General features: G+C 61.7%; 23 protein-coding genes. 6 read left to right on the top strand and 17 right to left on the bottom strand.

From position 1 onward, the window contains the following. Positions 1-147: 147 nt before the first annotated feature. The gene (locus LGR44_RS03360) at positions 148-1,059 is read right to left on the bottom strand and encodes a YihY/virulence factor BrkB family protein (protein ID WP_226737245.1); all 912 of its coding nucleotides are present in this window, start codon (positions 1,057-1,059) and stop codon (positions 148-150) included. 684 nt (positions 1,060-1,743) lie between these two features. Between LGR44_RS03360 and LGR44_RS03355 the strand changes: the two genes are divergently transcribed. After that, positions 1,744-2,466 (top strand): metallophosphoesterase family protein, encoded by a 723-nt coding sequence (locus tag LGR44_RS03355; protein ID WP_226737243.1) that lies wholly within the window; start codon positions 1,744-1,746, stop codon positions 2,464-2,466. A gap of 78 nt (positions 2,467-2,544) precedes the next feature. On the opposite strand, the gene LGR44_RS03350 is transcribed toward LGR44_RS03355, so the two are convergent. Beyond that, positions 2,545-3,399, bottom strand: a complete 855-nt coding sequence (locus LGR44_RS03350) for a universal stress protein (RefSeq protein ID WP_226737242.1) — start codon at positions 3,397-3,399, stop codon at positions 2,545-2,547. Between the two features lie 12 nt (positions 3,400-3,411). Then, positions 3,412-4,893 (bottom strand): SulP family inorganic anion transporter, encoded by a 1,482-nt coding sequence (locus LGR44_RS03345; protein ID WP_226737239.1) that lies wholly within the window; start codon positions 4,891-4,893, stop codon positions 3,412-3,414. A gap of 470 nt (positions 4,894-5,363) precedes the next feature. Here LGR44_RS03345 and LGR44_RS03340 point away from each other — a divergent pair, with 470 nt between their 5' ends. After that, the gene (locus LGR44_RS03340; protein ID WP_226737236.1) at positions 5,364-6,599 is read left to right on the top strand and encodes a D-alanyl-D-alanine carboxypeptidase; all 1,236 of its coding nucleotides are present in this window, start codon (positions 5,364-5,366) and stop codon (positions 6,597-6,599) included. A gap of 43 nt (positions 6,600-6,642) precedes the next feature. On the opposite strand, the gene LGR44_RS03335 is transcribed toward LGR44_RS03340, so the two are convergent. The 4 genes from LGR44_RS03335 to LGR44_RS03320 form a co-directional block, all read right to left on the bottom strand. Continuing rightward, a complete protein-coding gene (locus LGR44_RS03335) occupies positions 6,643-8,931 on the bottom strand; it encodes a peptidase domain-containing ABC transporter (protein WP_226737234.1) in 2,289 nt (762 codons plus the stop codon). Then, a complete protein-coding gene (locus tag LGR44_RS03330) occupies positions 8,928-10,280 on the bottom strand; it encodes an HlyD family efflux transporter periplasmic adaptor subunit (protein ID WP_226737232.1) in 1,353 nt (450 codons plus the stop codon). Before LGR44_RS03330 ends, LGR44_RS03335 begins: the two co-directional genes overlap by 4 nt. Further along, on the bottom strand, positions 10,270-11,217 hold the full coding sequence (locus tag LGR44_RS03325; RefSeq protein ID WP_226737229.1) for a hypothetical protein: 948 nt from the start codon (positions 11,215-11,217) through the stop codon (positions 10,270-10,272). The genes LGR44_RS03330 and LGR44_RS03325 overlap by 11 nt, the downstream gene beginning before the upstream one ends. Positions 11,218-11,320: 103 nt before the next feature. Then, a complete protein-coding gene (locus LGR44_RS03320) occupies positions 11,321-11,482 on the bottom strand; it encodes a hypothetical protein (protein ID WP_226737227.1) in 162 nt (53 codons plus the stop codon). A 588-nt stretch (positions 11,483-12,070) separates the two neighbouring features. On the opposite strand from LGR44_RS03320, the gene LGR44_RS03315 reads away from it, so the two are divergent. Continuing rightward, on the top strand, positions 12,071-12,580 hold the full coding sequence (locus LGR44_RS03315) for a sigma-70 family RNA polymerase sigma factor (protein ID WP_226737225.1): 510 nt from the start codon (positions 12,071-12,073) through the stop codon (positions 12,578-12,580). Further along, positions 12,577-13,386 carry an anti-sigma factor family protein gene (locus LGR44_RS03310; protein ID WP_226737223.1) on the top strand — a complete coding sequence of 270 codons (810 nt, stop codon included), beginning with the start codon at positions 12,577-12,579 and terminating at the stop codon, positions 13,384-13,386. The genes LGR44_RS03315 and LGR44_RS03310 overlap by 4 nt, the downstream gene beginning before the upstream one ends. A gap of 56 nt (positions 13,387-13,442) precedes the next feature. On the opposite strand, the gene LGR44_RS03305 is transcribed toward LGR44_RS03310, so the two are convergent. The 9 genes from LGR44_RS03305 to hutI all read right to left on the bottom strand — a co-directional run bounded on the left by LGR44_RS03305 (position 13,443) and on the right by hutI (position 22,778). After that, a complete protein-coding gene (locus tag LGR44_RS03305) occupies positions 13,443-13,973 on the bottom strand; it encodes a glycine cleavage system protein R (protein ID WP_226737221.1) in 531 nt (176 codons plus the stop codon). Between the two features lie 130 nt (positions 13,974-14,103). Then, complete coding sequence (locus LGR44_RS03300) at positions 14,104-14,895, bottom strand: ABC transporter ATP-binding protein (protein WP_226737219.1); 792 nt, start codon at positions 14,893-14,895, stop codon at positions 14,104-14,106. Further along, positions 14,892-15,668 carry an ABC transporter permease gene (locus LGR44_RS03295; protein WP_226737217.1) on the bottom strand — a complete coding sequence of 259 codons (777 nt, stop codon included), beginning with the start codon at positions 15,666-15,668 and terminating at the stop codon, positions 14,892-14,894. Before LGR44_RS03295 ends, LGR44_RS03300 begins: the two co-directional genes overlap by 4 nt. A gap of 113 nt (positions 15,669-15,781) precedes the next feature. Beyond that, complete coding sequence (locus LGR44_RS03290; RefSeq protein ID WP_226737215.1) at positions 15,782-16,723, bottom strand: ABC transporter substrate-binding protein; 942 nt, start codon at positions 16,721-16,723, stop codon at positions 15,782-15,784. 157 nt (positions 16,724-16,880) lie between these two features. After that, positions 16,881-17,471 carry a HutD/Ves family protein gene (locus tag LGR44_RS03285; protein ID WP_226737213.1) on the bottom strand — a complete coding sequence of 197 codons (591 nt, stop codon included), beginning with the start codon at positions 17,469-17,471 and terminating at the stop codon, positions 16,881-16,883. A gap of 24 nt (positions 17,472-17,495) precedes the next feature. Further along, positions 17,496-19,160 carry a urocanate hydratase gene (hutU, locus tag LGR44_RS03280; protein ID WP_226737211.1) on the bottom strand — a complete coding sequence of 555 codons (1,665 nt, stop codon included), beginning with the start codon at positions 19,158-19,160 and terminating at the stop codon, positions 17,496-17,498. A gap of 14 nt (positions 19,161-19,174) precedes the next feature. After that, positions 19,175-20,011 (bottom strand): N-formylglutamate deformylase, encoded by an 837-nt coding sequence (gene hutG / locus LGR44_RS03275; protein ID WP_226737209.1) that lies wholly within the window; start codon positions 20,009-20,011, stop codon positions 19,175-19,177. Between the two features lie 14 nt (positions 20,012-20,025). Further along, entirely contained in the window at positions 20,026-21,573 is a 1,548-nt protein-coding gene (gene hutH, locus LGR44_RS03270) for a histidine ammonia-lyase (protein WP_226737207.1), read from the bottom strand. Then, positions 21,570-22,778, bottom strand: a complete 1,209-nt coding sequence (gene hutI / locus LGR44_RS03265; RefSeq protein WP_226737205.1) for an imidazolonepropionase — start codon at positions 22,776-22,778, stop codon at positions 21,570-21,572. Before hutI ends, hutH begins: the two co-directional genes overlap by 4 nt. Before the next feature lie 99 nt (positions 22,779-22,877). On the opposite strand from hutI, the gene LGR44_RS03260 reads away from it, so the two are divergent. Then, positions 22,878-24,236, top strand: a complete 1,359-nt coding sequence (locus LGR44_RS03260; protein ID WP_226737203.1) for a formimidoylglutamate deiminase — start codon at positions 22,878-22,880, stop codon at positions 24,234-24,236. After that, a complete protein-coding gene (hutC, locus tag LGR44_RS03255) occupies positions 24,233-25,003 on the top strand; it encodes a histidine utilization repressor (RefSeq protein WP_226737201.1) in 771 nt (256 codons plus the stop codon). Before LGR44_RS03260 ends, hutC begins: the two co-directional genes overlap by 4 nt. A gap of 172 nt (positions 25,004-25,175) precedes the next feature. On the opposite strand, the gene LGR44_RS03250 is transcribed toward hutC, so the two are convergent. Further along, positions 25,176-25,613: a hypothetical protein gene (locus LGR44_RS03250; RefSeq protein ID WP_226737199.1), complete on the bottom strand. Its 438-nt coding sequence runs from the start codon at positions 25,611-25,613 to the stop codon at positions 25,176-25,178. Between the last annotated feature and the right edge of the window lie 312 nt (positions 25,614-25,925).

The following is a 25,925-nucleotide window of genomic DNA, read 5'->3' as shown; positions in this document are numbered from 1 at the left end:
ATATAACGTCATATGACAAGAAGTGTAGGAAGTCGCTTGGCGATGTGTCAAGCCGCCTTTGTCATCAGGGCTGTCCCGGTCCTCATCAGTCCTGCAATGGTTTCCCATGAGCCCGCGCGGGCCTCTGCCGCGGGCGGAGAGGCCGGATCAGCAAGCCACTGAACTCGCGTCGAGGTCTTCCAAGCCGCCGCTCACCGGGGTGAGAGCGGGCTTCCGCTTCCGCCGCCGCCCGATTGCCGCATTCAGTTCCGCACCAAGGATGAAGATGGCCGCGGATAACTGCAGGAAGATCAGAGCCGTCAGGATGCCGGCCAAACCGCCATAGGTTGTCTTCAGGTGCGTGAAGCGCGCCAGGTACTCGCCGAAGAGCGTAGCGCTTCCTAACCAGAGGAGAACGGTCATGGTGATGCCAGGGACGACATCGCGCAGGCGGGGGCGCTCATCGGGAAGCCAGAGATGGGTCACGAAGAGGCCTATGATCAGAACAACCGAGGCGAGGCTGAAACGGATGGTGTCGTAGGTCACCCTGACGCCTTTCAGGTCCGTCACGTAGGAGGCGGTCGTTCGCCATATCGAAGGCCACAGGACGATCAGGACCGCCGATGCGACCAGAGCGCCCGCCCCGATCAGAACGAACGAAACGCCGATCATTCGTCTGAGCCACCAGGGACGCGAGCGCTGCACCCCGTAAGCGCGATCCAAGGCCACGCTCAAGCTTTCGACCCCATTCGCCGCCACCAGGATGGTCAGCCCGGCGCCGATGGTCAAAAGGCTGCTGCGGGCGAGAAGTACCTTGTTCGCCTCCTTGGCGAGGGGGCCAGCCACGCCGTTGGGCCAGAAATCGAAAAGAAGGTGAATGATGTGATCGGAGATACGCCCTGCTCCGAGCAAACCCGCGAGCCCAGCAACGCAGACCAGGAACGGAAAGAGCGCGATCACGAGCGACAGGGCCACGTGACTGGCAAGCGCCATCCCGTCGTTTCGAGAAAAGCTCGTGAAGGTGTCGGCAAGAATCGTCGAGGCTGCCCGGATGGGAGCAGAAATGAGAGAAAATGACACGTGGGCTGCCTCCGGACCGTTACGGCCTGTCTACGGCAATTGTGGTTACAGAATGGCTGTTACCCTGTCACTCTCGTCACGTCCGGCCCGTTCCGAGCCAAATGGTACGAAGGTCGATATCCTCCTGTGAACCTTTGCGGTGCCCCAACGTTAGCGTGGGCATCGCTCGGGAGGGTGACGTGGCACGCATATCGAGATCTGCCATTGCGTTCGCTTTCTTCTGGGGGAGCGGCGTATCGGTCACGGATGCCCACGACTGGTATCCAATAACCTGCTGCAGCGAAAAGGATTGCCGCGCCCTGATCGAGGCGAATGGAGAAACCGTTCTGGAATCCATCGCCGGCTGGGAACTCTGGGACGGCCGGGTCGTCCCACGGGATGCCGCCAAGCCCTCTCCGGGCGGCAAGTTCCATCTCTGCGAAAACCCCGCAAAGCAGGTCCTTTGTTTCTTTGCCCCTCCGGGCGCCTCCTGAGCGAAGGCGGGTCGCGGGAGCATGGAACTATTGATCCGTTTTCTCGTACACCGTGATCTTGGGTGAGAACGAGCGAGCCCTATTTGAGGTCGTCGGAGCGGCCTCTTGCTCTGGTCTGCAGGACCGTATCCGGCTCACCGGTCGCGACGGCAGAGTGCCGGCCACCGGCCTTCGCGGTGGAGGGAGGCATGCGGAAAGAGAGGAGATATTGATGAGTGGTAAGAACGGCCCGCTGAAGGTTGCGGCTATGGCGGATCTTCATATCAAGGAGACCCAGAAAGCACCTCACCGAGAACTCTTCTCCGAGATTTCAGAGAATGCGGACGTTCTGGTGCTCGCGGGTGATCTGACGGATCTGGGCAAGCCGCGCGAGGCCGAGATCCTGGTAGAGGATCTGAGGTATTGCACCATTCCAGTGGTGGCGGTGCTCGGCAATCATGACTATGAGTGCGGTCAAGTCGAGAAGGTGACCCAGATCGTCCGGGATGCGGGCGTCCACGTTCTCGATGGCAGTTCCGTCGAGATCGGAGGAGTCGGTTTCGTGGGTGTGAAAGGCTTTGCCGGGGGCTTCGGCCGCCGGATGCTCGGAGCCTTCGGAGAGCCGGCCTACAAGCAATTCGTCTCGGAGACGGTCAATGAGGCCCTGCGCCTGGAGAACGCCATGCGAGCCGTGCGCAGCGAGCGCTCCCTGGTCGTGCTTCACTATGCTCCGATCACCGAGACGATCGAAGGCGAGCCGCTGGAGATCTATCCGTTCCTGGGATCGTCTCGTCTGGCCGAGATCATAGACCGCTTCAAGGTCAGCGCCGTCGTCCACGGCCATGCCCATATCGGAAAGTACGAGGGCCGGACACCCGGAGGACAGCCCGTCTACAACGTGGCTTCCCATATCGAGAAGCCGACTGGTCGCCCTTACGGAATCCTCGAACTCTGAGCCGGCCGCTTCCTGTCCGCAGTTTCAGGAAGACGAACCGGAAAACCTGATGTTGCTCGTCTCCCGGAACCTCGGAGCTTACCTGAAGAGCAGCACCGGGATCTTGCAGCGCTGGATCATGGCCGTGGTCGTGCTGCCGACGACGAGATTGCGGATGCGGGTGTGGCCATAGGCTCCCATCACGAGAAGGTCGATCCCATCCTTCTCGACCTTGTCCCCAATCACCTCCTCGGGGCTGCCCTGCAATAGGTGCGACTGAACCTTGAAGCCGGCGTCCCGCAGCCGTCCTGCGGCGGCATCCAGATGGAAGCGAGGCTCGCCCTCCCGGGCGCCGACCATGAGCATCTCGCAATCCAGGCCCCTCAGGAGAGGATCCCGGATCACATGCTCCACCGCCTTGTTGGCGCTGGCGCCGCCGTCATAAGCGATGAGGACGCGGCTGATCGGGCGGAAAGCCCGTGCGGCCACCAGGATCGGTTTATGGCTGGCGCGAACGACCCGCTCCAGATTCGATCCGAGGTGTCCCTTGGCGAAATCGGCAGCCTCGCCTCTTTTGCCGATCATCAGGAGGTCGGCGTCCGCCTCGAATTCCCCGACCGCCTCGACGATATCGCCGTTGCGGAGCTTGGTGGATACCTCCTTGACGTTGGCGTCCTTCAGGCGCGCCTTGGCCTCGTCGAGCAGGAGCCGTCCGCGCCTGAGCGCAAGTTTGGACCTCTGCTCGTCGAGGGCGGCCAGCTCCGTCAGGAGCTCGTCGCGCTCGTCCACGTTCAGGTTTCCACTCAGATCCGCCGGTGCGCTGGCGACCTGACGGCGGCCCAAGACGTGCAGTACCTCGACTGAGCCCGAAACCCGGTTCGCCGCCCAGGCAGCAAGATCGCAGACGCTCTGGGCGTAGATGGACCCGTCGATGAAGGCGAGTATCTTGGTCATGGCATTTCTCCCTTAGTGGCCCATTAGGCGCTCAAGGGCGCCGGGCTTATCATGAATGGCGAGCTTATCGACGATCGTCGCGCTCGCTTCATTGAGGCCGATGATCTCGACCTCGGTGCCTTCGCGGCGGAACTTGAGGACGACCGTATCGAGTGCAGCCACCCCGGACAAATCCCAAATGTGGGAGCGACTCACATCGATCCGGACGCGCTCCAGCGCTTCCTTGAAGTCGAAGGCGGCCGTGAAGTCCTCGGCCGAGGCAAAGAAGACCTGCCCCTCGACGATATAGGTCCGCTCGAGCTCGTCTTCGGAAACGGTCGAAGTCACGCGGAAGATCTGCGCCACCTTGGAAGCGAAGAAGATGCCCGACAGAAGCACACCGATTAGGACGCCGATGGCGAGGTTATGGGTGAAGACAACCCCGGCGACGGTCGCAAGCATGACGATGCTGGATCGGCGCGGATGAACGGCCAGATCCTTGAGCGACGTCCAGCTGAAAGTCCCTATGGACACCATGATCATGATTGCCACGAGGGCTGCCATGGGGATGATGCTGACCCAGTCGCCGAGAACGACAATCAGGAAGAGAAGGAAGATCCCGGCACTGAAGGTGGAGAGACGTCCACGCCCGCCGGATTTCACGTTGATGACCGATTGGCCGATCATGGCGCAACCTGCCATGCCGCCAAGGAAGCCGGTGATGAAGTTGGCGATGCCTTGGCCGATGCATTCCCGGTTTTTGTCGCTGGGCGTATCGGTCAGCTCATCGACGATGGAGGCCGTCATAAGGGATTCCAGAAGACCGACAGCGGCTACGGCGGCCGAATACGGCAGGACGATCAGAAACGTCTCCAGATTCAGAGGCACGTCCGGCAGCAGAAAGACAGGCAGGGTCGAGGGCAATTCGCCCATGTCGCCGACGGTGCGCAGATCCAATCCGAATGCCAGTGAAATGGCAGTGAGGACAACGATGCAGACGAGCGGCGAAGGAATGGCCTTCGTGAGGCGAGGAAACAGGTAGATGATGGCCAGCCCGCCTGCCACCATCACATAGGTCAGCCACGGGACCCCGATCAACTCAGGCAATTGGGCCATGAAGATCAGGATCGCCAGCGCGTTGACGAAGCCCGTCATGACGGAACGCGATACGAAGCGCATGAGATGACCCAGGCGGAGAAGACCCGCCAAGACCTGGATGACTCCTGCCAGAATCGTCGCAAAGAGCAGGTATTGCAGCCCATGCTCCTTCACCAGTGTGATCATCAGCACGGCCGTGGCTGCGGTGGCGGCCGAGATCATGCCCGGGCGGCCGCCCACGAAGGCGATGATGACTGCAATGGAGAACGACGCGTAGAGGCCGATCTTGGGGTCGACGCCGGCGATGATCGAGAAGGCGATGGCTTCGGGAATGAGGGCGAGGGCAACGACGAGACCTGCGAGAAGGTCGCCACGAATGTTGCCGAACCACTCGGAGCGGAGGCGAGCGAAAGACATAGGCTGGAAACTCCAAGGCGCTCTCCGGCCAAGGAGGCCGAGAGTTAGAAATGGGAAGAAGGAGATAGGTGCGCGAGGCGCACGGCAGCGAGCTGGATTGGGCCGATCAACACCATGCGTGCCGCAGGCCCGAATGGGCGCGGCAAGACATATGAATGTGGTGGATCAGCCTACATCGGATCGCTTAATGCTCGGGGGATATCATGCTGCAATGCAGCATTCGAGTGCCGCACTCCTAACATGCTCGGACAGGAATGGGAAGTCTCGCCTGGACGCGAAGTTGCATGTTCTTTGGTCAACCTGCCTATGGTGCTGGGACTTACGTGTTTTTTGTGCGCTCGCTCGGCCTGGGGCCTCAGGGCTTTGACGAAAGCGCGCCAGCCTTTACCCAGTGTTAACCGACCCAATCGAGCCTGCTCCCAAGGCAGTCGCCGATATTCCCGAATTCGAAATTGGACAGGGCCTTATCGTTGCAGCAACGGTCTCTCATTCATCTCGTCGCCATTATGGTCCGCTCGCGGACCGTATTCGCTAGGCTTTTCGCTTTCTTCCTGCTTCTGCTTCCGGCTCAGGGGCTGGCCAATTCACGCTACGCCGCCATCGTGTGGGACATCACGTCCGGAAAGGTGCTCTACTCCGATGCCGCCGACGAGCGACGTTATCCCGCGTCGCTCACCAAGATGATGACGCTCTATGTCCTGTTCGAGGATCTGGAGAGGGGTAGGGTGAAGCTGAACACGCCTCTCAAGGTCTCCGCCCACGCGGCTGGGCAAGTGCCGACAAAGCTTGGGTTGCGTGCAGGGCGGACCATCGCGGTCGAGCATGCCATCAAGGCTCTCGTGACGCGTTCGGCCAACGACGCGGCTGTCGTGATCGCAGAGAACTTGGCAGGAAGCGAGAAAGCCTTTGCGGAACGCATGACCCGGACCGCTCACGAGCTCGGCATGGCCAACACTCAGTTCCGCAATGCGTCCGGTCTTCCCGACCCGGGGCAAGTCACCACCGCACGAGACATGATGATCCTCGGCGCCGCGCTTCAGGTCCGGTTCCCGCGTTACTATGCTTATTTCAAGACGCGCTCCTTCACCTATCAGGGACGGACCTACAGGAGCCACAACCGGCTTGTGGGGAAGATCAAGGGCGTCGACGGCATCAAGACGGGCTACATCCGTGCCTCCGGCTTCAACCTGGTGACTTCGGCGCGGCGTGGAGGACGCAAGGTGGTCGCCGTGGTCTTAGGCGGCCGAACGGCTAAGAGCCGAGACCAGCACATGGCCTCGCTCATCTCGCGCTACCTGCCGAAGGCGCAAGCCGGAAAGGGCTATGCGCAGGAAATCCTCATGGCGGTCAGGAGGTCTCCGGTGATGGTGGCTTCCGCCGATCCCGCCGTAGTGACGGCAGCGGCAACGGCCACCACGACTCCGGTGGCGGAGAAGAGTGCTCCGACTGCCGCGGGACCGGCTGCACGCAGCTCCGGATATGCGATTCAGATCGGTGCGCTTCCCAGCAGCGATGCGGCCGTGGAGATGCTGAAGACCGCGCAAAGCAAGTACGGCGATATTCTAGAGGGCGTCGAACCGGTGACGGAGCCTTACAAGACCTTCGTTCGCGCCCGTTTTGCCGGATTCACGGATCGCAAGGCTGCGCAGGACGCTTGTGACAAGCTGCGGGAGAGGGAGGTGCCTTGCCTGGCGCTTGAGCTCTGACACAGTTCTTGTCAGAACAGGACCGGCGAGGAGGCCGCCGGTCTCATCGTGCTATCTCGCCCCCAGTCTCAGCGCGGTCTGGAGCTGGAGCGGCGTGTGGCATTCTGCCGGCTTTCCTTCGTCCTCTCCTCTCCTTTCTCTTTTTGTCCCTTTTGTTGGTGAGGGCGGCCTCCAGGAGGTACGGTGCATGGATCGCGTTCTCCTGGTAGACGTGATGTCGCTGGAATGGCGCTCCTGCACGGAGCTTTCCCTGTTCGAGAACGATCACGCGCCCCGACATGCGGATGGTCTCCGGCCGGTGGGCAATGACGATGCGCGTGATCCCCATGGCCCTGAAAGCCGCATTCACCGTTTTTTCCCGCTCAACGTCCAGATGGCTCGTGGCTTCGTCAAGCAATAGAATGCCTGGTTGGCGGTAGAGTGCACGCGCGATCACCACACGCTGCTTCTGGCCCCCGGAGAGAACAGTGCCCATGTCGCCGATCAGCGTAGCGTACCCCATGGGCATGGCCGCGATATCATCGTGAACGGCTGCCTGCTTGGCGCAAAGCATAATGCGATCGATATCAGGCTGCTCGGAGAAGAAGCTGATGTTGTCGGCAATGGAGCCGGCGAAGAGTTGGTCGTCCTGCATGACGACGCCAATCATGGCTCGGTAATTCTCCAGACCGATTCGGGCGAGAGGCTCTCCGTCGATCAAAATCTCGCCGTGGCAGGGCTTGATCAGGCCGGTCAGCAGCTTCAGGAGCGTCGACTTGCCACCTCCGGACGGCCCTACGATCGCGACTGATTCCCGAGCCTCGATGCGAAGATTGACGTTGTCGAGAACCCACGGATCCTGTTCGTTGTAGCGGAAGCTGACATTCCTCAGCTCGATGGTCGGAGGGCGCTGACCTCCTGGTGCCGGCACGAGGGAGGTGCGCGTCTCCGGCTCCGTGAGCGCGATGTCAGCCAGGCGCTCTGCGTGAAGACGCAGCATCTTCAGGTCTACGGCCCGGTCGATGAGAATGCTCACGCGGCTGATGAATTGGTCCTTATAGGCGATGAAGGCCAGAAGCAGGCCCACGGAAAGAGTGTTGTCCAAAACCTGTCTGGCACCGAGCCAGATGATCAGGATCTTGAGGATCCCCATGAGCAGCATGTTGCCGGTCCGGAAGAGGAACCTGAGCTTCTCCGCCGTCAGATTTCGATTGGTTGTCTCGACCAGAAGATTCAGCCAATGGGCGCGACGGTCTTCCTGGCCATTGAAGAGCTTGATCGTGCGGATGCCGCGCAAGGTCTCGAGGAAGTGCGTGTCGAGTCTTGCCTCCCAAACGATGGCCTCCATGGAGGCTTGGCGCAACGGAGTGTACAAGGCCCAGCGCAGAATGCCGTACAAGGCGGCTCCGGCGAGAACGATTGCCGTCATGCCCGGTGCAATCACCAGCATGATGGCGAGGGTGAGGCCCACCATCAGGCCGTCCATGATCGCCTCGATCAGCTCGGTGGTGATCGCATCGAGGATCGTCTCCTGAGAATGGAATCTCGATGTTACGTCACCCAGGTGACGGGCCTCGAAGAACGATGGGGACAGACTGATGAGATGGGAGAACAGGTTCGCCCGCGACTGGACCTTCAACGTGGCGCTCAGGCCCATCAGCATCCAGCTGCGCATCGCCGTGATCGTCGTCTGCAACAGCAGCAGAAGCAGAAATCCGAGGACGAGAGTGAGGAGGAGATCGCGGTCTGCCGCGACAAGCGCGTGGTCGACGACCCAGCCCAGAAAGAGGGGGCCGGCCATCGCGAATACCTCGATCGCCAATGCAAGCGACAATTGATGAGACAGGGCCCTCTTGACCCCGACCATGCGTCCGAGCAGCTTCCGGAGGCGAACCCTTGGCGGGGCGGCGGCAGGCTCGAACCGATCTGTCGGGTACAGCTCAAGGGCAATGCCCGTAAAATGGCGCGAAAGCTCCGCTTCCTTCATGCGGATAATGCCTATGGCCGGGTCGTGAATGACGGCACCCGACCGTCCGATGCTGACCAGAACGACGAAGTGGTTCAGGTCCCAGTGCAGGATGCAGGGGAGTCGGAGCTTTGGCAGCTCCTCCATGTCGAGGCGTAGCGGCCGAGTGGCGAAGCCGAGTTGATCGGCAATGCGGACGAGCTCCTTGAGTGTCGCACCTTTCAGCGAAAGGCCGTAGCGCCGACGCAGATCAGCCAGATCCGCCTCGTAGCCGAAATAGCCGGCGACCATCGCGAGGCTCGCAAGGCCGCATTCGGAAGCTTCCGTCTGCAGAAGCATCGGGGTTCGTCGTCCCCATCCGAGGTTCAGGCGTTCGGCGGCGCTCATCCGGCCCACTTTCCACTGATGCTGAACAAGGGCTCAAGCATCCACTCCACCAGCCGGCGGCTTTCGAGAAGCACGTCCGCTTCGAGCTGCATCCCCGGCTGCAGCGGCATCGACTTGCCATAGGCAGTGACGTTCTGCTGGGAGAGATCGACCGTGACCCGGTAGACCGGCTCGTTCGTTCCATAGAGGGTCGTCAGTCCGCTAAGCTGCTGGGTCATTTCCGCCGGGCTCATGGCGGAGCGCGATACGGAAACCACGACACCTTGGTGAAACCCGAACTTCTGATAAGGGAAAGCCTCGTAACGCAGATGCACCCTCTGGCCTTCGCGCAGGAAGCCGACGGCGCGACTCGGACTGAAGAGCTGCGCCTGCAAGGTCGCGCCCGCCGGAACGATATTCATGAGCGGAACACTGGGCTGGGCGCTGCCGCCGCTTTCGACCTGCATTCCCGTAACGGTGCCATCCTGAGGTGCCAAAATCACGATTTCCCGGCGCTCCTCCGCTTCCGCCAGTTCCTGCTCCAACAGAGCGACGTTGCGTTCGATCTCGGCAAGCTGCGTGAGGCGCCGGAGCGGGATTTCACGCAAAGAGGCGGTCAGCTGGAGATGCTCCCGCTGAAGTGCGGCTTGAGTCCGCTCCAGCCCTTGCAGCTTGGCGTTTTCCTGGATTCGCTCCCGTTCGGCCTCCTCCAGGCGAGGCTCCGGGACGATATCCTTGGCGCGCATGGCCCGCATCCTCTTGGCCACCCTCTCGCTGAGCTGGATGCGCGATCGTTGCAGGTCCATCTCCTGCGCCAGGTACTTCTGCTCGTCCTCCAGGGCCGCGATGCGGCGCATCAGATCAGCCGCCTGCTGAGAAAAGAGGCGCTCCTGGACAGTCTTTTCTTCGGCCATGCTGTTCCTGCGCTTCGTGAGACGGTCGACCACCTCCTGTCGTGTCGCACCTACAGTCAGGCTCTGCATCTCCGTGGAAATGGCCAGAAGCGGTGCGCCCTTTCTGACCTCCGTACCCTCCTTCACATGAACCTGCGTGATGACGCCGCCCTGGGGCGCAAAAACCCGCACAAGTCCCTGCTGGGGCACCAGCCACCCGTTGATGCGGGCCTTCCGGGTATAGGAGGTAAAGAACAGGAGCCCGAGCACCGCCGCCGTCGCGACCAGTGCGAGAGAAGCGAACATCCAGTGCGTGATCCGCGGCTCCAACAGCACGGTTCCGAGCCACTGGGACTGGTGCTCCACCATCACCTCAGGTCTGAACAGGGGCTGGGCCGGGGCTGGAGCTGGCGTTCCCCTGCGCTCGACTTCCGAGGGCACCGTCTGCTTGGGGCTGATGATCGTATCAGTCTGCAACTTGGTGGTCCTGTACCTCGAAGCGCACATCGATCATTTGAAGAGGGCAAGGGATGCGATGCACCTTCCTTATCCTCGGGTCGAGGAAGTCCTTGAGGAGCGGAGGGCGTGCCGACTTGAAGTAGAAGGCTGGCTCCTCCTGGACATCGCTTCCGGCGATGAGGTTGAGCTCATCCCGGCGCGTTACGGTTTGGATGATGCAGGGAGCATGGGTCACTCCGTGAGCGAGCAAGGCGAAAGCACGGTGGTGGCCATTGTGCAGGACGAGGCGGTTATCGGACTGAATCGCCGTCAGGAAGTTGGAGCTGAAGCCCACGACGAGGCCAACGACCATGGCCGAGGCGCCGAAGCGCACGCCCCCGGCGATCTGGTCGGCGCGGAGCAGAATGGCCTCGCGAAAACGGAGGTCCGACGATTCCGAGGTGAAAGAGAAGCGTGTATCTCCGATGCGCCGGACCCCGACATTGGGCCCCGGGCGATCTATGGGATGGCAGAACCGGAATACTTCATCGTTGGACGGTTTCGCCGAGAGGTGCTCCCTCAGCCGGTTGACATGGGTAAGGTTCACGTGCGGCTGCGCGACGACGAGGTGCTGCAGTTCGACCATGGCCAGCCGGGTCGGCAGAACGTCGTAGGCGCGGCGGTAGCAAGGGTCTTCCCTCAGCGCGTCGGCGAGAGGCTCCAGCGAAGATGGAAGGTCGAGGATTTCGATGCGATCGGCGAGGCCGGCCTCGCCGGTCTCCAGCTCATAGTAGTAATCGTTGGCCCTGCGCCATTCATCCACGAGAGCCGAGCGCGGCAAGCTTCTCCCATCGACGACGGTATCCTGCATGTAGCTAAGATACTGATGCAGCGGCGGCTGGCCCAAGAGCCAAAGCTCCTCTTGTACCGCGTCGTCCTGCGCAGATGGAATGGCCCAGCCGGGAAGCGCATCCATGCCCTGCTCCCTCAGGTTTGTCGTTGGAATGCCGTCGATGGTCGAATAATCAGTCTGTTGATGTCGGCGCGGCGGGGGCCGCCGCGCCGGTGCTGATCAACGATCAGAGCATAGCGCGATGCTTCTTGCTCTTGCTGCGGCTGTAGCTCTTGCTCTTGCTCTTGCTTCTGCTCTTGCTGCCTTTCTTGTGCTTGTGCTTGCGACCACAGCCCTTGCCGCCGGCCCCATAAACGTGGCCCAGTTCTTCCATGCTCAAGTCACGCATTTTGAAACTCCCGATGGGTGATGGTTATGAACATGCGCCTCGAGTGCAGAAGCAAGAATTCATGCGAATCTCTGGCGCACAGACATAAGAATTCTGCTAGAAGATTTGTTCAATATCTAAAAAGAACTAGCGGAACTGGGCTAGTAAACATAAGGTATAAGGCGCAGTATTATGTAGTTAGCTGAAAGTTGTGCTAAAGCTTTCTTTGAGATTTGCTCGCATAATCGTGATCGAGGCGAATTTGGCAAAGATAAGTCCCCGCCGAACCAGACAGGTTCGAACGAAGGGATAGAGCTTGTTCCAGTGTTCTGCGGCGTTCCTCACATGTGGCGTTTCGACCGTGCTTCTTGCGGCGGCACGGCCTTCTGCTCATAGACGCCTGGGCTTTTTGCTTATTCCTTTGCCACACCATCTTTTCGCCGGCTCATGATCGCTGCCGCCGAATTGCTGCTCCAGAGTATAGGTGGCTACGAAATGGCTACCGCCGATGAACGGTCATCGAAGCGGGAATATGGGCCCAGTATAGGACGTCTGTGAACAGGCCATTCCACAGGGCTCGTCACATGGTGGTGATCCTTCGAGCAGATCATGAATGAAATAGAGGCGCTGATTCAGCCCAAGATACCGGCCCTGCGCCGCTATGCCTTTGCGCTCACCCGCGACAACGATCTCGCCGACGACTTGGTTCAGGACTGTCTGGAGCATGCGGTCCGACGATGGCATATCCGCGCAGCCGACGAGAACCTTCGCGCATGGCTCTTCGCGATCCTCCACAACGTCTTCATTTCGCATGTGCGATATTGCTCACGGCGAGGGGCGCAGGTCGATTTCACATGCATGGAAGATCCACCTTCCAGGGATGGAGTGCAGGAGCGCCGCCTGGAAGTGCGAGATGCTTTGAGCGGACTCGCGCAGTTGCCAGCTGAGCAGCGCGACGTTCTCCTGCTCGTGGGCGTCGAGGAGATGTCCTATGCCGAAGCTGCGCAAGTGCTGGGAATCCCGATCGGGACGGTCATGTCTCGACTGAGCCGTGGCCGGGAAGGTTTGCGTCGGATCTTGGAGACTGGGCAAGCAGAGACGTTGAGGAGCGTCAAGTGAGCACTGCCGAACGACATATAGAGGAGGGCGAGCTGCAGGCCTATGTCGACCGCAGGCTCGAACCGGAGCGGCGTGCCGCCGTAGAGGCTTATCTTCGTACAAATCCGAAGACCGCCAGTCGCATCGGGTCCTACTGCCGTCATCGGCAAGACCTCAAGGATCTTCTCGACACGGTTGCCGAGAAGCCCGTTCCTCGTCGCTTACATATCGGCACCATAGCTGCAGGTGTTCGGCAGCAAAGATTCGCGCGTTATCGGCAGGTGGCCGTGATCTGCCTCTGCATAGCGACCGGGTTGCTGCTGGGGTGGTTCCTGGGCGGAATGCGCAGCATCGACGTTCTGGGTCTATCCGCCCAAGCGGATGGATTGAAACGAGATGCGATTGCCGCACATCGCTTTCTCTCGACCGACATCCAGCCCAGCGCCGTCCTGACGGCCGGGGATGCCCAGCTACGCCGCTGGCTGCTGAGAAGATTGGGAGCTCCCTTCGCCGTTCCGGACCTGACTGCGTTCGGGCTGAACTTCCTGGGCGGGCGTATCCTCCCGTACCGAAAGGACAACGCCATTGCCTTGCTGCTCTATGGTGATGGACGAGGCGTCCGAGTGACGGTTTATATGAGAGCCGGAGAACACGTTGAAACAAACCTTCGTTCCGCACGGATCGAGGATACGCCCGTCTTCTATTGGCTGGATAATCGCTGCGGATACGTCATTGCCGCCACGGCGGATCTTGACAGGTTGCCAAGCGTGGCGGCTGTCGTGTTCGACCACTTCGAGTCATCCGCAAGTAAAAAGTCCGCTCTCTAGGGGCTCGGCGGGAGTACAAGGGTACTCTTATAGTGAAGTGAGTGCCCTGGTTGCTGCTACAGCAGGCTTTCCTCGATCTGGCAGTCAAGTCCCATGGTCCCAGCGGTGTTGCGCACAGTCGCCAGGCACAGACCCGCCTGTTCGGGTGGGACGAATACGGCAAAGCGCGTCACGTAGAGTCCTCCATTCTCCTCGGGGAGCTTACGTGCTTCGAGGCGGACGATGTTGGCCGCATACTGCTTGAACACCTCGGACAGGCGAGCCACCAAACCGAGCTGGTCACCCCCGCTGATAGTGATCCGGTGAGATACGTTGCCGGTTGGCCCTGGGCTAGGATCGAAGGCGTAAGGCACAGCGCGAATTTCGGCTCCCTCAAGTTCAGGAACCTGCTTCAGGCCGGTTTCGAGTTCCTGCGCCGTCACCCCTTCCGGCAGCTCGCAAACGGCCACGAACTCCGCGCCTGATCCAAGGGCCGCGAAAGCCGTGTCGCGCAGGTTCACGCCTGCGCCGAACAGGTGATCCGCAATCGCAGCAACCAGTCCGACCCTGTCGGGGCCAAGCACGGATACTAATGCAATCGAGACCATCGTGTCCTCCAAACCGCGCTTTTCATCCTGCATGCTACAGGAGGTCTGGCGGGGCTTTCAATCGAGTCAGGCACATTGCACTGTCGTATGTCCGGTAGGCAGCACACTCTCACCGCGAAGGGCGGCGGGCCTAATATACTCCGTCGGCCTGCAGGGCCTCTGCGCGGATCTCTTCCGTCAGCTGTGCCTTAAGATTAGAGAACTCAGGACTCGTCTTCATGCGATAATGACGAGGATGAGGCAGGTCGACCGGTATATCGGCCTTGATTCGGCCCGGACGGGCGGTCATTACAACCACCCGTGAAGCGAGAAAGATCGCCTCCTCGATATCATGGGTTACGAAGAGAACAGTCTTGCGCTCCCGCTCCCATATGCCGAGCAGCAGCTCCTGCATCAGGGCACGGGTTTGGTTGTCCAGCGCCCCAAACGGCTCATCGAGGAGCAGGATGGCGGGGTCGTTCGCCAAGGCTCTGGCAATGGCCGTACGCTGCTGCATTCCGCCTGAGAGTTGCTTGGGATAGTGGTTCTCGAAACCGCGAAGGCCCACCTTTTCGGTGTAGGAGGCTACAATATCCTGCCGCTCGGATTTGGGGATCCCCTTCTCACGAAGCCCATAGGCAATGTTCTCGGCGATCGTCAGCCATGGGAACAGGGTGTAGGACTGGAAGACCATGCCGCGGTCGGCGCCTGGCCCGGTGATCTCGCGGCCCTCCAGGAGAACGCGGCCCGCGCTCGGGCGATCAAGGCCGGCCACGATGCGCAGGAGGGTGGACTTGCCGCAACCGGACGGCCCCAGAATGGTGATGAAGTCGTTGCGGGCGACATTCAGGCTGGTCGGCTCCAGTGCTCGAATGGGAGCGCCGCCCCGCACACCAGGGAAGACGCGCGATACGCTCTCGATGCTCAGGATCGTATCGGTCATGCGAGCCGCCACGGAAAGAGCGCCCGGTTGAGGCCCTTGAACAGGAAATCGGAAATCAGGCCGATGACGCCGATCACGATGATGCCGAAGATCATCTGCCCCGTCGCCATCAAGGCTTGGCTGTCTATGATCATATGGCCGATGCCGGAGGATGAACCGATCAACTCCGCCACAATCACGTAGGTCCAGGCCCAACCGAGAACGAGTCTCAGAATTTCGGCGATCTCGGGTGCATTGGCCGGAAGCAGGACGCGCTTGACGATTCCCATGTCTGTGGATCCCAGCGTGTAAGCGGCTTCCACCAGGTCGCGGCGGGTATTGCCGACAGCGACGGCAATCATGAGGATGATTTGGAAGAAGGAGCCGATGAAGATGACGAGAAGCTTTTGGAACTCGCCGATCCCTGCCCACAGGATGAGAAGCGGCACGAAGGCGGATGCCGGCAGGTAGCGAGCGAAGGAGACAAAAGGTTCGAGAAATGCCTCAAATGGCTTGTAGGCCCCCATCATCAAGCCAATGGGAACGGCGATGACCGCAGCCATGATGAAGCCTCCGACCACGCGCCACACTGTAACGGCGATATCCGCCGCAAAGCCGAACCGGGTGAGCAACAGCCATCCATCCTGCATCATGGTGATCGGATCGGCCAGGAAAGTCCTTGAGACGAAGCCGCCTAGCGTCGCCACCGCCCAGGCGACGACGAAGATGACGAAGAAGGAGACGCCGAGCACGATCCGTGTGCCCTGGCCGACAGGTTCGAGAGGACGAGGCATGAGAGGTCAGTTCCGTCGCCCGGACTGCTGTTACAGCGGCCGGTCCGACAACGTAGAGCAAAGATCAGGACGACGGCCCGCCCATGCGGGCCGTCGCGGACGAGTCGTCGCGGTTACTGGATGAAGCTGGTGTCGGCAAGGGCATCCATGTCGGGCTTCTGTTTGATGACGCCGATCTCCAGCAGCAGGTCGGCGGCCTCGTTGGAGAAGGTCTTGAACTCGCCCTCGAAGAACTTCTTGTTGGCCTCCCGATCCTGCCAGCGCAGGAACTGCGCGGACTTACCGAACGCTTCACCCGTCTGCTTCACGTCGGCGCCCATGATCTCGTAGGCCTTGGCCTGATCCTTGGCGATCATGTCGAGAGCCTCGAAGTAGCTATCGGCCAGAGCCTTGGCGGCCTTCGGATTCTCGCTGAGGAACTTCGGGGTGCAGCCGAAGGTGTCCATCACCATCGGGTAGTCGAGAGTGGTGGCAATGATCTTACCGGCTTGCGGCGCCGCACGTACGGAGGAAAGATACGGTTCATAGGTCATGGCAGCATCGTTCTGACCTGCGATGAAGGCCTGTGCGGCCGGGCCAGGCTCCATGTTGACGACGGTGACATCCTTCATCGACAAGCCGTTCTTCTTCAGCATCCATGCGAGGGCAAAATAAGGCGACGTGCCGGGCGCCGAGGCCGCCACCGTTTTGCCCTTGACGTCCTTGATCGAGTTGACGTCGTTGCGCACGACCATGCCGTCGGCACCATAGCTCTTGTCGAGCTGGAAGATCTGCTTCGTAGGTACGCCGTTCGCGTTCCACACGATCCAGGTTTCCACCGTCGTGGCTGCGCATTGGATGTCGCCGGACTGGATTGCGAGGTGGCGGCTCGCTTGCGGGACCTTCTTGATCGTCGCGTCGAGACCGTTCTTCTTGAAGATGCCGGCTTCCTTCGCGAGGGTAAGAGGCGCAAAGCCTGTCCAGCCCGAGATGCCGATTGCTACCTTCGTCTCCTGGGCGGAGGCGGAGCCTGCCGCCAGCGCCAACAGCGCGAACCCACCGATTATCGCCTTCATTCCTGCCTCCATCTGTTCATCCCACCTTGATCCGACGACGCCCTCTGGAAGATTTTACTGTTGCCTCGTCTGACTCAGGGCGAGCGGCCGGAATGGCACCACGCTCGCACTCCGATGTCAAATGTATAGACATGAGGACATGCTGCATGTTTCCGCATCACGGGTGGCGATCGCCCTCTCTTGCCGAATCTTCGGGCACGATCTCGACCAGAATCGACTGACCAGTCCCGGAAAGCTGGATCATCTCCGATCCCGGATCGAGGACGAGGGTATCGAGGGGGTGAAGCGAGTGCACGACATCCCCTACGAACACGTCGAGCGATGCTTCCACGGCGGTAACGAAAGCCGCGCAGGCATCTTCCGACAGGAGCATCACTCCGCTCCTCACCGTTCGTGTCCGATGGGTGAAGCGGCCACGTCGTGTCATCACGTTCAGATCGCGGATTCCCCCTGACAGGAGCCTGCCGAGGGTGGCGTCATCCCCTGCGAAGGAGAGCTTGGCGAGCGCTCCCTCGAGGCGGTATGGCACGCCCTCGACATCCAGTTCGATACCGTTTCCTTCAAGCACGATCAGCGTACGATCGATCCCGGGAAAGGTTGAGAAAGGGCCGTCAGAGGCCACGTCCGCCATGCTGATACGCCACCCGAAAGCATCGAAGCCCAACCCCTCGGGGAAGGCGGCAAGCTCTGCGGTGGTGCCGCCGCCATTCTTCCATGGAATCCTGACGAGATCGCCGGAACGGATCACCCGGGTGCTCATAAGACGATCGCCCTAGCGCAGGCTCGGCAGGTTGAGGTTGAACTCGCGGGCGCAGTCGATGGCCATGTCGTAGCCCGCATCCGCGTGCCGCATGACACCGGTCGCGGGGTCGTTCCACAGCACTCGCTCAATGCGCTTGGCGGCCTCGGGCGTGCCGTCGCAGACGATCACCATGCCGGAATGCTGCGAAAAGCCCATCCCGACGCCACCGCCATGGTGGAGCGATACCCAGGTAGCACCGGACGCGCAGTTGAGAAGAGCATTCAGGAGTGGCCAATCCGACACCGCATCCGAGCCATCCTTCATCGCCTCCGTCTCCCGGTTCGGACTCGCGACCGAGCCGGAATCGAGATGATCGCGGCCAATGACGACTGGGGCCTTCAACTCCCCCTTGGCCACCATCTCGTTGAAGGCAAGGCCCAGGCGGTGGCGGTCGCCGAGGCCGACCCAGCAAATGCGCGCCGGCAATCCCTGGAACTTGATCCGCTCGCGCGCCATGTCGAGCCAGTTGTGCAGATGCTTGTTGTCGGGCAACAACTCCTTCACTTTGGCGTCGGTCCGGTAGATGTCCTCCGGGTCACCCGAGAGGGCCGCCCAACGGAACGGTCCGATGCCGCGGCAGAAAAGAGGGCGGATATAGGCCGGAACGAAACCCGGGAAGGCGAAGGCGTCCTCGACACCTTCCTCCTTCGCCATCTGGCGGATATTGTTGCCGTAATCGAGAGTCGGAACACCCGACTTGTGGAAGTCCAGCATGGCGCGCACGTGCTCCGCCATCGAGCGTTTGGCGGCGTGCTCCACCATCTTCGGGTTGGTCTCGCGCTTCGCCTCCCAATCGGCCAACGACCAGCCCTTCGGCAGATAGCCGTTGACGGGGTCATGCGCCGAGGTTTGGTCCGTCACTACGTCCGGCCGGATACCCCGGCGGTAGATCTCGGGGAAGATCTCGGCCGCGTTTCCGAGAAGCCCGACGGAGACAGGCTTCCTGTCGCGGCAGGATTGCTCGATCATGGCGAGTGCTTCGTCGAGACTGTCCGCCCGGCAATCGAGATAGCGGGTTTTCAGACGCATCTCGATGCGGCTTGCCTGACATTCGACCGCCAGGCAAGAGGCCCCTGCCATGGTGGCCGCGAGGGGCTGCGCCCCGCCCATGCCGCCTAAGCCCGCGGTGAGGATCCAACGCCCGGAGAGGTCGCCGTTGTAATGTTGTCGCCCCACCTCGACGAAGGTTTCGTAGGTGCCCTGAACGATGCCCTGTGTGCCGATATAGATCCATGATCCGGCGGTCATTTGGCCGTACATCATGAGCCCCTTGCGGTCGAGCTCGTGAAACTTGTCCCAGTTCGCCCAGTGCGGAACGAGGTTGGAGTTGGCGATCAGCACGCGCGGCGCATCCGCATGAGTCCGGAAGACCCCGACGGGCTTGCCCGACTGCACCAGCAATGTCTCGTCGTCGTCTAGGTTCTTCAAGGCGGCCGTGATGCGGTCGAAGCTGTCCCAGTCGCGTGCGGCGCGGCCGATGCCGCCATAGACGACGAGTTCGCCCGGCTTCTCCGCCACGTCGGGATCGAGGTTGTTCATCAGCATGCGAAGGGGCGCTTCCGTCAGCCAGCTCTTGGCTGAGAGTTCAGTGCCGTGGGCAGCGCGGATCACGCGGGCATTGTCGATGCGTGTCATGGAATCGTCCTCGATCAGGCTTTTGATTTCGCGAAAGTCAGGCAGGCTTTCAGAATGCGAACGAGTTGGTCCCGCATGGGTGCGGCATAGGTCTCATCATAGGCGGCTGGCCACTGACCCTCTGCTACAGGACCGAGCGGCTCTCTCATGTAGCCGCGGCAGGCAAGCTCCATCTGCACGGCGTGCACGCCGTTCTCCGGCTGACCGAGGTTGCGGGTGATGTAGCCGCCTTTGAAGCGACCGTTGACCACGTGGCTGAACTCGCTCGTGGTGCAGATCCGCTCGACCTCCTCGCTCAGCGCTCCGTCGCAGGTCGTTCCACCATTCGTGCCTATGTTGAAGTGCGGCAGCGTGCCCTCGAAGAGGCGCGGGATGACTGACCGTATGGAGTGGCAGTCGTAGACGACGACGGCAGGGTGCGCAGACCGCAGGCGATCGACCTCGGCCCTGAGCGTGGCATGGTAAGGCTCGAAGAAGTGATTGCGGCGTTCCTCGATGCTTGCGTGGTCCGGCTCGGCGCCAGGGTGGTAGAGCGGCTCGCCGTCGAAGGTGGTGGTCGGGCAAAGTTCGGTTGTCGCCTGCCCAGGATAGAGCGATACCCCGGACGGATCGCGGTTGACGTCAATGACGGTTCGGGAGATCGAGGTACGAATGACGGTCGCGCCCAGACTGGCGGCGAAGTCGTATAGGTGCTCGATCCACCAGTCCGCATCTTTGCGGGCAAGCCAGGATGAGACGAGCCCCTGCTCATATTCCGCCGGGATATCGGTGCCGGTATGCGGCAGGCTAACGAGGAGCGGGGCGTCTCCACGTGTCAGCGAGAGCCAGGAGGGGCGATCCGTTTCGATCATAAGCGCCTTTCCTTCTACGCCACATCTTCGGCAACGAAAGGCAGCATGTCGCTCCCGACGGCGGATGCGAGCGCTCCCGAGACCACGAGAGCCGCCGCCCGCTCCATGTCGGGAGTCATGTGCCGATCATCATTCAAGGGAGGGACGTCAGACCGCAGGAGGGCGCGCGCGCGCTCCAGGCTTTCACTCGAACGCATGGGGGCGTGGAAATCGCAACCCTGAACGGCAGCGAGCAATTCGATTCCGATCACGTTGGCCGCGTTGGTCGCCATGGGCAGGAGGCGCCGCGCTCCATGAGTGGCCATGGAGACATGATCCTCCTGATTGGCCGATGTGGGGATCGAATCGACGCTCGCCGGGTAAGCGCGCTGCTTGTTTTCCGACACCAGGGCGGCGGCAGTGACCTGCGGGATCATGAAGCCGGAATTGAGGCCTGGCTTCGGAGTCAGGAAGGCAGGCAGGCCTGAAAGGGTAGGATCAACCAGCATGGCGATGCGCCGCTCCGCGAGGGAGCCGATCTCGCACAGCGCCATGGCGATCATGTCGGCCGCGAAGGCTACCGGTTCCGCATGGAAGTTGCCACCGGAGATGACCTCGCCCGTTTCGGAGAAGACAAGCGGGTTATCGGATACGCCGTTGGCTTCGGTGCTGAGTGTGCTGCCGGCTTGGCGCAGTAGGTCGAGCACGGCGCCCATCACCTGTGGCTGGCAGCGCAGGCAGTAGGGATCCTGGACGCGATCGTCATTGGTCAGATGCGACGCGCGGATAGCGCTGCCCTCCATCAGTATGCGCAGCGCGGCGGCGACCTCCGCCTGCCCTCGGTGGCGTCGCAGCTGTTGGATGCGCGCGTCGAAAGGACCGTCCGATCCCTTCGCCGCATCGGTCGCCAGGGCACCGGTGACGATGGCGGCCCGGAACACCTGCTCTGCCTCGAACAAGCCTGCCAGCGCAAGTGCAGTCGAAACCTGCGTGCCGTTGAGCAGGGCAAGTCCCTCCTTGGGCCCAAGGACGAGAGGGGCCATGCCCGCCTCGGCCAAGGCCTTTGTCGCCGGCAGGCGCGTGCCATGGAGGAAGATTTCGCCTACGCCCATCAAAGCGGCCGTCATATGCGCGAGCGGGGCGAGGTCGCCCGACGCACCGACGGACCCCTGGGCCGGAATGACCGGAACGAGGCTCGACTCAAGGCAGGCGGCGAGATGCTCGATGGTGGACCATCGCACGCCCGAGGCACCCTGCGCCAAGCTCGCGAGCTTGAGGGCCATTACCAGCCTGACGACCGCAATGGGCAAGGGCTCGCCCATACCTGCGGCGTGCGATAGCACGATGTTGCGCTGAAGCGTCGCGAGATCCGCCTGTCCGATACGGACGCTCGCAAGCCTTCCGAATCCGGTGTTGATGCCATAGACCGGGTCGCCCTTCGCGACGATGGCATCGATTGTCTTGGCGCCGGCCTCCACCTGCGGACGGCAAGCCTCGTCCAGGGAGACGGCGGCGCCGAAATAAACCTGGCGCCACTGAGTCAGGCGCACGGAGCCGGGGACGAGCGTTACTGTTCCGGTCACTGTCCTCTCCATATGCGGGTGTGCAGCGGGTTGAAACCGATCCGGTAGACGAGCTCGGCCGGGCGGTCGATGTTCCAGATGGCGAGGTCGCAGGCCTTGCCAGGTTCGAGCGTGCCGATCTCGTCCAGGCGTCCAAGCGCGCGGGCAGCCTCACGGGTCACCCCGGCAAGGCACTCCTCGACCGTCAGGCGAAACAGCGTCGCGCCCATATTCATCGTGAGCAGGAGCGACGTCAGCGGCGATGTGCCGGGATTGCAGTCGGTGGCGAGCGCCATCCGTGTTCCGTGCCGCCGAAAAGTCTCGACGGGCGGAGCCTGCGTTTCACGCAGCATATAGAACGCTCCCGGCAGCAGCACCGCGACCGTGCCAGCCTGCGCCATGGCGGCGGCTCCGTTGTCATCCGTGTATTCCAGATGGTCGGCGGAAAGTGCTCCGAACCCGGCAGCGAGCTTCGCGCCGCCGAGATTCGAGAGCTGATCCGCGTGAAGCTTGGTGCTTAAGCCCAGTTCCCGAGCGACGGCGAACACGCGTGCAGTCTGTTCGGGCGAGAAGGCGATTCCCTCGCAGAAGGCATCGACGGCATCGGCGAGGCCTTCCCGGGCGATGGCGGGAAGCATCTCCTCGCACACCTTGCCGATGTAAGCATCCTTGTCACCATTCGCTTCCGGCGGCAGAGCGTGGGCACCGAGGAAGGTGGTTGTGACCGTGACGGCACGTTCGTCAGAGAGACGCTTCGCGGCACGCAGCATCCGCGCCTCTGTTTCGAGGTCGAGGCCGTAGCCTGACTTGATTTCGACCGTGGTGCAGCCCTCGGCCAGGAGGTGGTCGAGCCGGGGAAGGGCGCTGGCGACGAGGTCGTCCTCGGTCGCGGCTCGGGTCGCCTTCACGGTGGAGACGATTCCACCACCTGCGCGGGCGATCTCCTCATAGCTCGCGCCCTTGAGGCGCAGTTCGAACTCGTGCGCCCGATCGCCCCCAAAGACAAGGTGGGTGTGGCAATCCACCAGGCCCGGTGTAACCCATCGCCCTTCGCAGTCGATGCGCTCGGCGGCATCCCAATCGGTGGGAAGATTCTCTGCCGGACCGACGAAAGCAATGTGCCCGCCCGTTGCGCCTACCGCTCCGCCCTCGATGATGCCGAGGCCGTCCGCGTCTCCGGCGAGCGTCGCAAGCCGAGCGTTAAACCAGATCCGGTCGAAGCGCATGTTCCTCCTCCGCGGACGCATCCAATTGTCTATACATAATCGCGGAGAACCATTATTGTCCAGCCGAGTCCGAACAAGCTTCAAGGGTAGGTGTCAGCAGTGCAGAGGCTTCTTCTCGATCATGCCCTCCTTCCGGGCGGTTGGGCCCGGGACGTGGCCGTCGATGTCGAGAACGGCACATTCGCGGCCGTTCGCCCGGACTCGTCGTCCGAGGGACGGGAGCGCATTACCGGTATTGCGCTGCCGGGACTTCCCAACCTGCACAGTCATACGTTCCAGCGCGGCATGGCTGGTCTTGCGGAAACGCGAGGCCCCGAGGGCGACAGCTTTTGGACGTGGCGGCAGGTGATGTACCGCTTCCTCGGCAATCTCACGCCGGAGAATGTCGAAGCGATCGCGGCCCATGCGATGATGGAGATGCTCGAAGCCGGCTTCACAGCCCTGGCGGAGTTCCATTACCTCCACCATGGCACAGACGGCCGGGCCTATGACAACCCGGCCGAACTTGCTGAGCGCATTGCAGCGGCGGCCGCCGCGACGGGCATGGGTCTCACTCTTCTGCCGGTGTTCTATGCACAGGGCGGTTTCGGGGGAGTTCCGCCGGGCGAGGGGCAGCGGCGGTTCATCAGCGATGTGGCCATGTACGAGCGCCTCGTCCGTGGTGCCCGTAGAGCAGTCGCAGGTCTCGACGACGCGCGAGTCGGCATTGCGCCGCACAGCCTCCGCGCAGTGACGCCGCATAGCCTGCGCGAGATCCTATCAACCACGACTGAGGGGCCGATCCATATCCACATCGCCGAGCAGGTAAAGGAGGTGGAGGACTGCCTCGCCTGGTCCGGGCAGCGTCCTGTTGCATGGTTGCTCGACCATGCCGCCGTCGATGCCCGCTGGTGCCTGATCCATGCGACTCACCTCGACGAGAGCGAGACACGCAATCTTGCGGCAACGAGAGCCGTCGCGGGGCTGTGTCCTCTGACGGAGGCCAATCTCGGCGATGGCATCTTCGAAGGTGTCGGTTTTCTCCAGGCCGGTGGCCGCTTCGGAGTCGGCTCCGATTCGAATGTCGAGATCAGCGCGTCCGGAGAGCTCAAGCAGTTCGAATACAGCCAGCGACTGAAGTATAGGGCCCGCAACATTCTTGCGCAGCATGAAGGCCAGTCCACCGGGGGCGTTCTTTACCGTGGGGCTCTGGAAGGCGGAGCCGCTGCCCTCAACCGGCGGATCGGAGCCATCGAAGAGGGCTGCCGGGCGGATGTCGTCGTGCTCGATGCCGCACATCCGGATCTCGCGGCCCTGTCTGGCGACCGCTGGCTCGATGCGTACATCTTCGTCGCCGGCAAGACAGCCATCGACAGGGTGATTGTCGGCGGTAAAGAGGTCGTCGTGAACGGGCGGCACCACGCCCGTGAGAGCATCGTCGCGCGCTATACCTCTGCGATGAGGCAGGTCCTGGCATGACCGAAGCGCCCCTGAAAGTTCCTGCTGGCGCCAAGCAGCATCTCTACCAGCGGATCCGTGACGACATCGAGGCACGCATCATGTCGGGTGAGTGGCCCCCGGGACACCGAGTGCCCTTCGAGCATGAACTGATGGCCGAGTACGGCTGCTCGCGTATGACCGTGAACAAGGTGCTGTCCACTCTGGCCGCCAACGGACTGATCACGCGGCGCCGTAGGGCAGGGTCCGTCGTCGCGGAGCCGAGCAAGGAGCGGGCTGTGCTGGAGATCCAGGACTTCGCGTTTGACGCTGCGCGGACAGGCAGCATTTATCGTTTCAGGATCCTGCACCGCGCAGTCGAACGCCTCGACAGCACGGCTGCGCAACGAATAGGCTTGCCGGCGGGCTCTCAGGTCCTCAGCGTCGTCACCATCCACCTGATCGACGGCTTGCCGGGCGCCTATGAGGAGCGTCTCATCAATCTCGCCGCCGTTCCCGAAGCGAGTGAGGAAGCTTTCGTAGGGGATCCACCGGGCACATGGCTGCTGCGGCGGGTGCCCTGGACGGATGCCGAGCATATCGTCCGGGCCGTGAATGCCGACCGCACACTTGCCCGGCATCTCCATCTCCAGAGTGGGGACGCCTGTCTGGTGCTTGAGCGGAGGACTTGGCAGGCCGGCACTTTCATTACCGAGGCGCGGATAACTTATCCAGGCAGCCGGCACCACCTGGTTGGGCGGTTCTCTCCCGCAGGTCAGGGAACACCTACGGGTCTTGCGGTTCCTTGAGGCCGCCTCATCACAGCCTTGGCGTAGATGCGCACCCTTGCAAAGAAGCTAAAGGACCTTGTGCCCGAGAGTGGTCCCAGCGCGCCAGCGCAACGCTTTGCTCGGTCATGAAAACGACGGTTCGGAGTTTCCTGAAGGGCAAATAGGAGCGTGGCTGCGAGGTCGCCCGCGATTACCAGTTCCGTCGCGCTTCTCCTTGACGAGGGTCATCCTGAAAGTAGGGCTGCCCATCATGAGAATAGTCGTGAGCGCGTGCCGGAGGATCCTTCACCCAGCGTTGTTCCGGCTCAGGTTTTGAGAGGCCGTTGAGAAGGTCGAGGCTCCCCTGCAGGACTGAGCGTGCAGCATCCACAGCTATATCCGCAACGTCGCGCAGACGGAGATCGCCGATGCTACCGCTGGAGCGGTGCCCTGGCTGCTCATAAGGTGACGTTTGATCCCCATGGTAGCGGCCGCTTCCACCCATCAGATCCGAAAAGATGCCGGCGCTCCCAAGAACGAGGATCAGGATTATGGGAACGGCAAAGCGAAGGGCCAAGCCAATGACCCTAGAGACGATCGCAAAACCGATAATCAGGACGATGACCGTGGTGATGATGCCCGTATCCAAACCCTCTATCTCCCTTTCGGCTCCGGTTTGAGTAGAGGCCATTAAGGATTTCGACGGCCTTTTTGTGGTGGCTCTCTGCTAAAGATGAGAAATCGCCACCCAGCGTCGATCCGCTGTTCCACGGTCAAGCTCGCGCGCTTGCCCTCCGCCTCGGGCGAGGTGCTCCCAGATCATTTTGGTACGGCAGCCAAGAATCCTCCTGGTGCTCACGATCTCCCATTCACCACGATGCTGGACTGGTGCCAGAGAGTGTGATCGGGAAGAGGTGCCCGCTCACCCATCAGCTTGGATATCGTCAAAAACAGAACAGAG

Source organism: Microvirga lenta (genome assembly GCF_020532555.1).
Taxonomy (GTDB): Bacteria; Pseudomonadota; Alphaproteobacteria; order Rhizobiales; family Beijerinckiaceae; genus Microvirga; species Microvirga lenta.
This window is presented reverse-complemented; position numbering and strand designations above follow the sequence as displayed.